Genomic DNA, 12954 nt, shown 5'->3' with positions numbered 1-12954 from the left:
TGACTTGAAACACCCTTGCATTTTCAGGGCCGTTTACTTCTTTACGTTCATGATTGAATCTGATAAAGTGATCCATCATAGGTTAACAAATTAGAATAGGTGAAATGAAATTGGTAAGCAGATGCAGAACCATGATACAATGAAATTTCAGCGCAGCACAAATGAGTAAAACCCAATCAATCAGTAGGGTTACTGTTCGACCGGGTCTCTGTCATTTTTTACGTATATAGTACCGTGGTGAGATTTTATAGAACATATTTCTGAACTGATTAAGCAAATTACAATAAATAATCTTTATAATACAATGGATAAAAGCTGAAAATTATCTACTGAATTGTTACGGTAACGGACTACAGGAATTCCCTTCGGCAGGCATCCAGCAGAAGCGGTAGCCTAAATTGCATAGCGGTCCGTAGTTGAATACGGTAAAGGGTTCGCTATGAAGCGTTTCCCGGTAGGCCGGGCCGGGGATTAAATAGCACTATTTAAATATGGATTACTGTCTGGTATTTACCGGTTTCGGACTCCATACTGGAAAAATTTGTACCTTTAAGGTCGGGAACCCGATTTTTTTTGCAAATTAACTTTGTCCGGTTTTGGACGAAGACTCTTATGGTCAATCAGGAGACGCTACAACAACTTTCTGCCCAGTTAGACGGTGAATTTTACACCGATACCACCCAACGGACGTTATATGCTACCGATGCATCGGCCTACCGCGAAATGCCGCTGGCGGTCGCCATTCCGAAGTCGGTCGATGATCTGAAAACGCTGATTGCCTTTGCCCGTGAAAACCGCACTTCGCTCATTCCGCGTACGGCTGGCACCTCACTGGCCGGGCAGGTAGTCGGCAACGGAATTATCGTCGATGTTTCCAAAAACTTTACTAAAATTCTCGAAATTAACGAGCAGGAACGTTGGGTGCGCGTGCAGCCGGGCGTGGTTCGTGACGAATTGAATTTCTTTCTGAAACCGTACGGCCTGTTTTTCGGTCCGGAAACCTCAACGGCCAACCGGGCGATGATCGGGGGCATGGTTGGGAATAATTCCTGTGGTTCCAACTCGGTGGTCTACCGCTCGACGCGGGAACATGTCCTGTCCGTTAAAGCGCTGCTGGCCGATGGGAGCGAAGCCGAATTTGGCCCGTTGGAAACTGCTGCGTTTACCCAACGGATCGATGCCGGTATGCACAAAAATGGCAGTGCGTCGCTGCTGGATAAAATTTACCTGAAAACCAACGAGATCCTGGCGAATCCGGACAACCAGGCCGAAATCCGGCGGCAGTTTCCAAAACGCAGCATCGAACGGCGGAATACGGGTTATGCGCTGGATGAACTGCTGGAAACGGCCCCTTTCACGGAAGGATCCGAGCCGTTCAACTTCTGCAAACTCATTGCCGGTTCGGAAGGAACCCTCTGTTTTCTGACCGAAATCAAGCTGAATGTGGTGCCGCTGCCTCCCAAAGAACTGGGGCTGGTATGCGTGCATTTCAACAACGTCGATGAGTCGTTGCGGGCCAATTTGATTGCGCTCAAATACCAGCCCCGCGCCGTCGAGCTGATCGATCACTACATTCTGGAATGTACGAAAGACAACATCGAGCAGCGCAAAAACCGTTTCTTCGTTCAGGGCGATCCGGGGGCGATCCTGGTGGTAGAACTGGGGGCGGCCAATCGGGAAGACATTGCACAGCGGGCGGTTGAAATGGAAGCGGAGATGCGGGCGGCCGGTTTGGGCTACCACTTTCCGGTTTTGTACGGCGAGGATGGTAAAAAAATCTGGACCTTGCGGAAGGCGGGGCTGGGGTTGCTGGCGAACCTGCCGGGCGACGCCAAAGCCGTTGCCGTGATCGAAGATACGGCCATCGATGTACACGATTTGCCCGACTACATCCGTGATTTCAACGCGATTCTGACCAAACACAGCATGTCGGCGGTGCATTACGCCCACGCCGGTTCGGGCGAAATTCACCTGCGCCCGATTATTAACCTCAAAACCGAAGAAGGCCACCGGCAATACCGGCTGATTGCCGAAGAAATTGCCCGGCTGGTGAAAAAATATGACGGTTCGCTCTCGGGCGAACACGGCGACGGACGACTCCGGGGCGAGTTTATTCCGCTCATGGTGGGGCCAAAAAACTACGAGCTGATGCGGGAACTCAAGCAGGCCTGGGACCCGTACGGTATTTTTAATCCCGGTAAAATCGTGGAAACGCCCCCGATGGATACGTTTCTGCGGTATGAAGCCGGGCAGCAAACCCCGGATTTCAAGACGTTTTTCCGGTTTCAGGATCAGACGGTTTTGCAACACGCCGAGCAGTGCAACGGCTCCGGCGATTGCCGGAAAACCGAAATCTCGGGCGGAACGATGTGTCCGAGCTACATGGCAACCCGCAACGAAAAGGAAACGACCCGGGCGCGGGCCAATATTCTGCGGGAAATGCTGACGCTGTCGCCGAAAGAAAACCGCTTCGACAACAAAGAGATTAAAGAGGTGTATGACCTCTGCCTCGCCTGTAAGGGCTGCAAGGCCGAATGTCCGTCGAATGTGGATGTGGCCAAGCTGAAAATGGAGTTCCTCCAGCATTACCACGATGCCAACGGCGTGCCGGTGCGCAGTCGGCTGATTGCCAATTTTGCAAGCCTGTCGGGGCTGGCGTCGCTGGTTCCGTGGGCGTATAACGCGGTGCTGGGCACGGAATCGCTTCGGCGGGTGGCCAACCGGGTGATCGGGTTCCACCCCGACCGGACGATGCCGCTGCTCCATAGCACAACGTTACGGAGGTGGGCGAAAGGCACTGAGAAAAGCGTGGGAACGGCTGGGAAAGTTTACCTTTTCTGCGATGAGTTTACAAACTACAACGACGTAGAAGTAGGTAAAAAAGCGGTTTTGCTGTTGAAAAAACTGGGTTATGAGGTGATCATTCCCGAACACGGCGAAAGCGGACGGGCGGCTTTGTCGAAAGGTTTGTTGCGGCAGGCTAAAAGGCTGGCCGAAAAGAATGTTGAGCTGCTGAAGGCGTTGATTACGATCGAAACGCCGTTGGTAGGCATCGAACCGTCGGCGATTCTGACGTTTCGGGATGAATATCCGGATCTGGTCGATGAGTCGATGGTGGCCGATGCCCGGCGGATTGCCGAAAGTGCGCTGACTTTTGAGGAGTTTATTGCCCGCGAAATCGACAAAGGAGCCATTTCGAAAAGTGCGTTCACGACTGAAAAACGGTTGATCAAACTGCACGGACACTGTCAGCAGAAAGCGGTATCGTCGCTGGTGCCGTCGAAAAAAATGCTGTCGCTGCCCGAAAATTATACCGTCCACCTGATTCCGTCGGGCTGCTGCGGCATGGCCGGGTCGTTCGGTTACGAAGCGGAGCATTACGACGTATCGATGAAAATCGGAGAACTGGTCTTGTTTCCGACGGTTCGCCAGCAAACGGAGGAAGTCATCATTGCCGCAGCCGGAACCAGTTGCCGCCACCAGATTAAGGATGGAACGGGGCGCAAGGCCAAACATCCGGCCGAAATACTCTACGAAGCTTTAGCGATGAAGTCATGAAAAGTCGACTCCTGTGGCCGTTAACGGGGATTTTCCTGATGATTGGTTCCGGCCTGGCGCTTACCTACGACCTCCCGTTGCGGTATGATGTAACCTTCGGCGACGAAATGACTTACCTGGCTTCCAGCCTGACCTACACCTTTCCGCCTGCCCCCTATCTGGCGCAGTGGGGAACCTTTTATGCGGCCTGGCTGAAGACCCTGCAGGCGTTTACCAATGATACCCTGGTTTTGTTTTACCTCAACTGGCGGTTGTTGATCCTCATGACCGGGTCCTTGCTGTTTTTGTATCTTTACCTGCGGAAGTCGGGATTTATCGTCAGCCTCTTCTGCGCGCTCTGCTTTCAGTTTTCAGCCCTGAATGTACAGCTTGATCCCCGGATTTCGGCTTTTACGCTCTGTCTGATTCTGGGCGGTTTGTGTGTGGTGCAGGCCTGGGAGTGGTCGACGAGGAATGTGTTGCTGATTACTGCCTTAACGGCTCTCGTATGTTCCTATGTTCGGCCGGAGTTTTATATTTCCATGATGACCGCGGTCGTTGTAGCCATTGAAACGTATTTTCCCCGGAAATACCGCAGCCGGGAGCTGACCCTGAATTCGTTTTCCGGCCTTTTGAGCTTCGCTGTGTTGGTAATTGCCATGCGATTGCTTTTTGGCAATCCATTAGCGCAGAGCCAGGAGGGTTCCAATCGCAGTTTTGACGCGTTCGCTCAACACTTCAGCATCAATTACAACACCTGGAACAACCGGCCCATAGACATTCCGATTTCGGAACAGTTCAAATTGGTTGAGCGTGTGTTCGGGCGTGATGTCAAGTCGATGAGTGCGGCTTTTTTTGTCCATCCTGACTTGGTTTTGAGGCATTTATGGACGAATGTTGTCAACACGGCGACCGCGGAGTTCCGAATGTTGAACGGTTTGTTTTTCAAAACACCCTTGATGAACCTGAACTCGCCCTACCGGAAATGGTGGTTGTTGGGTTTGCTGGTCGTTGTTGTATTCGGTCTGCTCGATTTGTCGGGCACGTTCCGGCGACTGGCTACCAAATCCATTCGGCTGAACAGCAAGGAACTGGCTCTTTTTATTTTGCTTTTCCCTTCGATAGCATCCGTGGTGCTGGTTTTTCCGCGAAATCATTACCTGTATTTCCACGCCTTCGGGTTGATTATTATCGTTGCTTTTTTATTGGGATACATCAAATTACGCATTGTTCAGCCATGGGTCTGGATGGGAAGCCTGGTGAGTCTGATGATGATTTGGGTGATTTACCAGACTGTTCGGCAGCAGGAAGAACTCCGCCCTACGCCGGTGGCTGACAACATCCGGTTTATTCAGTCGCTTTCTATGAATGGGCCGGTATCAACGTTGGAGCGGGACTGGTATCGGGTGTTCCTGTATAGCCAGGAACAGAAACCGCGCTGGGTTCCGGTAGAATTTTACCAACCTAATACCGACTTTGGACAGTTTTTAAATGAGAAGAACGTCAATTTCATCCTGATGACAAAAGACATGCAAGCATATTTTGCCGGCGATCGCGGTTTTGCGGCCTTCATGTCTGGAGCAGATGCCAGTCAGTTTGTTCGTCTGGAAGCCCCGGAGCCGGGCAGCTATTTGCTGGTTCGCCCGGAATTGCTGTCGAAACCACCGACGGTTTCGGCCTTGCTGGAGAATTAATCTCGGAAAGCACATCAGGACAGTCGCACTCGTCTCGTTATTATCTATTACCCCGTGTTACTGCGTAAGCCGGGAACACATTCGAATCAACTTCATGAACAAACTCCTTTTTTTTATTGGCATCCTGATTTCGATTGCAGAAGTCCATGCCCAGTCGAAGACAAACTCAACTTACGACGCCCACGAACTCTTTCATCCGCTGTTCAATATGCAGCCCGGAAACGATTATCGGGCGGGAAGCGGAGCGCCCGGGCCGCGTTACTGGCAAAACCGGGCCGATTACAAAATTAACGTTCGTCTGGACGATGAGAAGAATGTTCTGAGTGGAGAAGTCGAAATCACCTACAAAAACAACAGCCCCGAAGCGTTGCCGTTCCTCTGGCTTCAGCTCGATCAGAACGCGTTTTCGGACACTTCCCGGGCTGCCAAAACAACGCCCCTCCGCGGTGGTCGCTACGGAAATGCGGGCTTCTCCGGCGGGTATGCCATTCAGTCCGTCACGATCGATCAGGGAAAAACCAAAACCGTCGACTATCTGATTACCGACACGCGGATGCAGGTGCGGCTGGCCGAACCGCTGAAACCCGGCGGTGATGTGGTGAAAATCAAAATAGCGTATTCCTTCAAAATCCCGGCCTACGGTTCCGACCGCATGGGTACCCAGCCGACCCGCAACGGGTTGATTTACGAAATGGCGCAGTGGTATCCGCGGATGTGCGTGTATGACGACATCGAAGGCTGGAATGTGTTGCCCTACCTCGGGGCCGGGGAGTTTTATCTGGAATACGGGGATTACGAATACGCCATCGACGTGCCGTGGAATCACATTGTGGTTGGTTCCGGCGAGTTGCTGAACGCGCAGGAGGTGCTGACGCCCGATCAGCAGCGACGACTGGCGCAGGCCCGGAACAGTGATAAAACCGTCTTGCTGCGGTCGAAAGACGAGGTGAATGATCCGCAAAGCCGACCGAAGCAAGCGGGACGGCTGACGTGGCGGTTCCGCTGCCAGAACGCCCGGGATGTGGCCTGGGCAACGTCGAAGGCGTTTGTGTGGGATGCTGCCCGGATCAATCTGCCGAGTGGAAAAAAAGCTTTGGCCATGTCGGTTTACCCCGTTGAAAGTGCCACCGACGATTCCTGGAACCGTTCGACGGAATACGTCAAAGGCAGTATTGAATTTTACTCGGATTACCTCTTTGAGTACTCGTATCCGGTGGCCACCAACGTCGCCGGTATTGTGGGCGGTATGGAGTATCCCGGTATTATTTTTTGCGACCGGCGCGACCGGAAAGATGCCCTCTGGGGCGTTACCGACCACGAATTTGGGCATAACTGGTTTCCGATGATCGTGGGCAACAACGAGCGAAAGTTTGCCTGGATGGACGAAGGGTTCGATACCTTCATCAATATGCTTTCCACCGAGAAATTCAACAAAGGAGAATACAATCGACCGAAAGGAACGATGCACGACATTGCCCCGGCTCTGTTCAACATCGACGAGCCCATTATGACCACGCCCGATGTGCTGCAACCGATGAGTTTAGGCATTATGGGATACTATAAACCGGGAATGGGCCTGAAACTGCTGCGTGATGTGGTGCTGGGGCCGAAGCGCTTCGATTATGCCTTCAAAACCTACGTACACCGCTGGGCCTTCAAGCACCCGACGCCCTATGATTTTTTCCGGACGATGGAGGATGCGTCCGGCGAAGATTTGGGCTGGTTCTGGCGCGGGTATTTTTATGAAAACTGGAAGCTGGATCAGTCGGTGAAAGACGTCCGGTATGTGGAGCAAGACCCGCAGAAAGGCGCGGTGATCACCATCGAAAATCTGGAAAAGTGGGCCATGCCGGTTATTATTGAAGTAGAAGAAGTGGGCGGAAATAAAACACGGGTCAATCTGCCGGTCGAAATCTGGCAGCGCGGTGGTAGCTGGAGTTTCAAACAACCGACCACGGCTCCCATCCGCTCGGTGACCATCGATCCGGATGAGCAAATGCCGGATATTAATCCACGGAACAATACCTGGAAAAACAATTCGGCTCCGTCGTCTTCAACGGCGAATTAGGAGGAGGAAAAGGAATGAAAAATATTAAATGATGAATGTTAAATGTAAAAGTGTTTTCCAGGCCAGCACTTTTGCATTTAACATTCATCATTTAATATTTTTCATTCTATCTATTACACTTCCACCAGCATGGCTCCGAACGAGTAGCCTCCTCCGAAAACCGTCAGCACAATGTTCTGCCCTTTTTTGAAAAGAGCCCGGTTTTCGGATAGTGCGATGGCGCAACCCGCACAGCCGGTATTCCCCAGCTTCTGAATGTTGGAAAGTAGCTTCGCTTCGGGGAGTTTCAGGGTATTGATGACATTCAGACTGATGCGAAGATTGGCCTGGTGCGGAATCAGGTAATCCACATTGTCGATGGTCAGGTTGTGTTTCTCCAGCACCTGCAAACTGACTTTGGGCATATAGAGGCAGGCATTGATGAAGACGTCACGACCGTGGGGCATCAGAACGCCCTGCTCGAGTGGTTTCAGCATCACGCCGGTCGTTGCCTTGCCGCTGGTGGCTGCTCCGCCCGTAATGATGGTGTGGATCGTCATGTCTTCGTCGCTGATCCGTTCTTTCGAGATCAACAAGGCAGCCGCGCCATCGCCCCACAAATGCCCCGATACGGTATCCGTCTCGTTGTTGTAGGCCGTGTTGTGTTCCGAAACCACCACCACAGCCAATGTTGCTTTATTCATTGCAAAATACCCCTCAACAACCTCGACGGCGTTGATCAGCGAGGAGCAGGCCGTCGACACCGAAATGACGGGAATATCGGGAACGCCCAGATTGTGCTGGACAACGTGAGCCAGGGTGACGATGGTATCGTATGGCGTATAAGTCGCACCTACAATGAGGTCTATTTGAGAAGGGTCAATCGCCGTTTGGTCGAACAGCCGCCGGACGGCTTCCAGGGCCATCGTGTTTGTATTTTCGTCGGGTGCCGCTTTGCGACGTTCCCGAATGCCGGTACGTTCGGTAATCCACTCGCTCGATAATCCATTGAGCCGGGTAAAGTGTTCGTTGCCAACTACTTCGCTGGGAAAGTAATGGCTAACTGCATGAATATACATCATACGAAAGTAAAGAAGGGAATCAACTTTAGCGATTCCACACCGAAAATTAAGTATTTCCGGGAAAGCGTAGTATTGAAAATTGGAACAATACTACAAAATCTTTCTTTCTTTATTGGATTTGTAAAATATTTTAAAAGTTTATTGTAACTACACGAATTTGCACCTGAAAAGGGGGCATCTGCGGTATTCTTAACTCTGCAAACCAACGGTTTGTTCGTAAATGTCCCGTAGTGGGAGGGTCAGATCGAGCGTCTGAATGGTCAGGGAATCATCTACCGCGCCGGTTTCCTGCCGCAACGTCCAGAAGCCGTTTTCCGGTTTATACCAGGCTTCCACCCGAATCTGCTCGGAGTCCACCAGAATGTATTCCTGAAAAGTGGAAAAATTGCGGTACAACATAAATTTGCCGCCCCGGTCGTAATACGGTTTTGGCTGGGCTAACATATTTTTTAGGTTTACGGTATTCGGTTTTCAGTTTACGGTGGCTGACGCGTTCTGATTGCGTGCGTCAGCCACTGAAAACCGTAAACCGAATACCGAAAACTTTTATTCAATCAAAACCGCCCGGCCGCTTTGCACGTCGTTCTCGACGACCTTGTATTTGACGTCCCGCTTGATGGTGCCGTCCATGTACTGAACGCTCACTTTCTCGTTGCGGTTGGCAATTTTGACGGCCCGAACCGGTGCCTGTTTCTCTGCCGTGGCCATCTTGCGGGCGTATTCTTCCGGCCCTCCGGCTACGGGTTCTTCGTGATCTTCTTTGTTGGTGTGCAGTTCCGGCTGCGGCTCCGGACGCGGGTTTTTGGGCGCCTGCCGAACTTCCTGCTGCACCTCTTCGGCTTCCTGACCCGGAATGTCGGTTTTCGTCAGGAAACTGATCGTGTCGAAATTGACCTTGCTCAAAAACCGCTTGAACAACTCGACCGACTCAAATTTATAGACCAGCAACGGGTCTTTCTGTTCAAAAACCGCGTTCTGTACCGACTGCTTCAGGTCGTCCATTTCGCGCAGGTGTTCTTTCCACTCCTGATCGATGATGGACAGCGAAACCGCTTTTTCCATTTCCGTGATCAACTCGCGACCTTCCGTTTCGACGGTTCGGCGGAGGTTGTTGACCACCGTCAGTTCGCGCAGACCGTCGGAGAACGGCACCACAATGTCCTGAATGGTGGCACCCCGCTCGGCCAGAATGGATTGCAGAACCGGCTGCGCTTTCTGCCGAATGGCGTTGTTTTTTTCGTGGTAGTGCTTGTCGGCTTCTTCGTATAACTTCTGCGCCAGTTCCTTCGGTTTCAGTCGACTGAACTCTTCGCGGCTCATGCTGACCTCAAAACCGAGTGCCGTCAGCGTTTGCAGGGCCAGTTCGTCGTAGTTGCCTTCGGTGTTGTTGGCCAGATCTTCGCAGACGTCATACATCGTGTTGGCAATGTCCAGCGCCAGCCGGTCGCCAAACAGGGCGTTCCGACGGCGTTTGTAGATGGCCTCGCGTTGGTAGTTCATCACGTCATCGTATTCCAGCAACCGCTTCCGAATCCCGAAGTTGTTTTCTTCGACTTTTTTCTGCGCCCGTTCGATGGACTTCGTAATCATCGAGTGCTGAATCACTTCGCCTTCTTCCAGACCCATGCGGTCCATCACTTTGGCAATCCGGTCGGACCCGAAAAGCCGCATCAAACTATCTTCCAGCGACACGAAAAACTGCGTGGTTCCGGGATCGCCCTGACGACCCGACCGACCGCGCAACTGGCGGTCGACGCGCCGGGATTCGTGCCGTTCCGTACCGACAATCGCTAAACCGCCTGCCGCACGTGACTCCGGCGTCAGCTTGATGTCTGTTCCCCGACCGGCCATGTTGGTAGCAATCGTTACGGTTCCCGGTTTTCCGGCTTCGGCTACAATTTCGGCCTCCCGCTGGTGTTGCTTGGCGTTCAGAACCTGGTGCGCAATTTTGCGCAGCGACAGCATCCGGCTTAACAACTCCGAGTTTTCAACCGAGGTCGTTCCGACCAGCACCGGGCGGCCTTTCTCAACGAGTGCGACGATCTCGTCAACCACGGCGTTGTATTTTTCCCGAACCGAGCGGTAGACTTTATCTTCTTCATCTTTCCGAACGATGCTCCGGTTCGTCGGAATCACCACCACGTCCAGTTTGTAGATCGTCCAGAATTCCGACGCTTCGGTTTCGGCCGTACCGGTCATCCCGGCCAGCTTGTGATACATCCGGAAGTAATTCTGGAGCGTAACCGTCGCATACGTCTGGGTAGCGTCTTCTACTTTTACACCTTCTTTGGCTTCAACGGCCTGGTGTAAACCGTCCGACCACCGCCGACCTTCCATGATCCGGCCCGTCTGCTCATCGACAATCTTGATTTTGCCATCCATGATGACGTAATCGACGTTGATTTCGAACAGGCTGTAGGCTTTCAGCAACTGGTTGACGGTATTGATCCGCTGGGTTTTGACCGAATAATCGCGAATCAGGGCTTCTTTGTGGAGAATCTTCTCCTTTTCGTCCAGTTCAGTACTTTTCTCGATGTTGTTGATGTCAATCGACAAATCGGGCAGGATGAAGAAGTTGGGATCTTCGCCGGAACCGGTGATGTAGTCGATGCCTTTTTCCGTCAGATCGATGCTGTTGTGCCGCTCGTCGATCGTGAAATACAACGGTTTGTCGGCTTCGGGCATCAATTTCTGGTTTTCAGCCAGGTAAATCGACTCGGTTTTCTGCAAAACCGCCTTGATACCGGTTTCGCTGAGGTATTTGATCAGCGGTTTGTATTTGGGCAGACCCCGGTGGGCGCGGAACAAGGCCAGCCCGCCTTCTTTTTCGTCGCCGGCGGCAATTTTCTTCTTCGCTTCGTTCAGAAAGTCCTGCACCAGTTTCCGCTGCACCTCGGCCACACGGGCCACGCGCGGTTTGAGTTCGGCAAAATCCTGTTCGTCACCGCGCGGCACCGGGCCGGAAATAATCAACGGCGTCCGGGCATCATCGATCAACACCGAATCGACCTCATCGACCATCGCGTAGTGGTGTTTCCGCTGAACCAGCTCGTCGGTACCACGCGCCATGTTGTCGCGCAGGTAATCGAAGCCAAATTCGTTGTTCGTACCGTAGGTAATATCGGCCAGATAGGCCTGTTTCCGCGAAAAGGAATTGGGTTGGTGCTTATCGATGCAATCGACGCGCATGCCGTGGAATTCGAACAAAGGCGCCATCCACTCGGAGTCGCGTTTGGCCAGATAATCGTTGACCGTTACAATGTGGACCCCGCGTCCGGCCAGGGCGTTCAGATAAGCCGGGAAGGTAGCGACCAGCGTTTTTCCTTCCCCGGTGGCCATTTCCGAAATTTTGCCCTGGTGCAAAACCGTCCCCCCGATGATCTGCACATCGTAGTGAACCATATCCCACTTTACGAGCGTTCCGGCGGCATCCCAGCTATTGGCCCAGTAGGCTTTGTCGCCCTGAATGGTAATGTGTTTTTTGCGGGTAGCAAATTCGCGGTCGAACTCCGTGGCCGTTACTTCCAGTTGTTCATTCTCTTTCAATCGTTTGGCGGTTTCTTTCACGACCGCAAACGCCTGGGGAAGAATATCGAGCAGCACCACTTCCAGTTCCTTGTTCCGGTCGGTTTCCAGCTTGTCGACCTGGTTGAAGATGCGTTGCTTCGCATCCACGTCCATGTCGGGCTGGTCTGTAACCTGCTGATGAAGATCGGCTAGCTGGGTATCGATAGGCTGTAACCGCTGCGCGATGATCTGCTTCAGCTCAGTGGTCACATTCCTGAGTTCGTCGTTGGATAAAGACTGTAATTTCTGAAACTCGGCGTTCACCTTGTCGACATACGGGAGCAGGTCGCGCATGTCCCGATCCGACTTGGTACCGAAGAGTTTCGTAATGCTCTTGGTTATGAGGTTAATCATTCTAAATGTCTATTAAACGAATGTTTCAATACGTAACGCAAAATTAGGGGTTTGCGCCATAGAATAGTAACAATTTCTGAATCAGTTTCATTGCGGTGAACCGGGAGTTTTCGGAAAAGCGACTCTATTGGGGTATAAAGTAGCTTAATGGCACCATAGACGGTTTTTTGTCTGGAACGGAAGCCGACCCGTAACCCACTAAATTAGCGTCAGATTTTCCTTCGTATTCCCCGCGTATGAGCTCGCAGCCGTGATCGGCACTACTTTTTTCGCGTTGGTTCCGCCGGTTTTTCGTCAATACCCATGGTGGTCAGCACCGGATTCAGCGTTTGGGGGACGATGCGGATGCGGAATACTTTGGCACCGGCCACGTCGAAATCACACTGATAACTGCCGCGTTGCTTCAAACTGCGGTAAACGGCGGTATAATTCACCTTGATCGGCCAGCCATTCAAGGCTAATTGACCAATGATGGTTTCAACGGCTTTTTTAAGATTCGAGAAGAAAACGATGAAAGGATCGCGCTGGCGGAGCGCATTGAGGGAGCCAATATACAGAATTGTGACTTCGTAGATCGTCTGGGATTGTTTTCTCATAACGGGCGAACCCGGTTTTTATTGTCTGCCTTGAAAAACTGCGGGGTAGTATTTCAAAAAAAGACCCCTACAGACAC

General features: G+C 52.1%; 7 protein-coding genes. 3 read left to right on the top strand and 4 right to left on the bottom strand.

Annotated features, from left to right (window positions below; translation table 11 throughout):
- The first annotated feature begins 612 nt into the window (after positions 1-612).
- The 3 genes from ACO064_RS12385 (at position 613) to ACO064_RS12375 (ending at position 7299) form a co-directional block, all read left to right on the top strand.
- Positions 613-3558: an FAD-binding and (Fe-S)-binding domain-containing protein gene (locus tag ACO064_RS12385; protein WP_421827663.1), complete on the top strand. Its 2946-nt coding sequence runs from the start codon at positions 613-615 to the stop codon at positions 3556-3558.
- The gene (locus tag ACO064_RS12380; protein ID WP_421827662.1) at positions 3555-5231 is read left to right on the top strand and encodes a hypothetical protein; all 1677 of its coding nucleotides are present in this window, start codon (positions 3555-3557) and stop codon (positions 5229-5231) included. The genes ACO064_RS12385 and ACO064_RS12380 overlap by 4 nt, the downstream gene beginning before the upstream one ends.
- Positions 5232-5325: 94 nt before the next feature.
- Positions 5326-7299, top strand: a complete 1974-nt coding sequence (locus tag ACO064_RS12375) for a M1 family metallopeptidase (protein ID WP_421827661.1) — start codon at positions 5326-5328, stop codon at positions 7297-7299.
- 113 nt (positions 7300-7412) lie between these two features.
- On the opposite strand, the gene ACO064_RS12370 is transcribed toward ACO064_RS12375, so the two are convergent.
- The 4 genes from ACO064_RS12370 to ACO064_RS12355 form a co-directional block, all read right to left on the bottom strand.
- On the bottom strand, positions 7413-8357 hold the full coding sequence (locus ACO064_RS12370; protein ID WP_421831016.1) for a 3-oxoacyl-ACP synthase III family protein: 945 nt from the start codon (positions 8355-8357) through the stop codon (positions 7413-7415).
- A gap of 192 nt (positions 8358-8549) precedes the next feature.
- A complete protein-coding gene (locus ACO064_RS12365; protein WP_421827660.1) occupies positions 8550-8804 on the bottom strand; it encodes a hypothetical protein in 255 nt (84 codons plus the stop codon).
- 102 nt (positions 8805-8906) lie between these two features.
- Positions 8907-12281, bottom strand: a complete 3375-nt coding sequence (gene secA / locus ACO064_RS12360; protein WP_421827659.1) for a preprotein translocase subunit SecA — start codon at positions 12279-12281, stop codon at positions 8907-8909.
- Between the two features lie 260 nt (positions 12282-12541).
- Entirely contained in the window at positions 12542-12877 is a 336-nt protein-coding gene (locus ACO064_RS12355; RefSeq protein ID WP_421827658.1) for a hypothetical protein, read from the bottom strand.
- Positions 12878-12954 lie beyond the last annotated feature (77 nt).

Origin of the sequence: Larkinella sp., assembly GCF_965227735.1 — a bacterium.
Lineage (GTDB): Bacteria > Bacteroidota > Bacteroidia > Cytophagales > Spirosomataceae > Larkinella.
The sequence above is the reverse complement of the archived record's forward strand: the minus strand, read 5'-3'. Positions and strand labels throughout refer to the sequence as shown.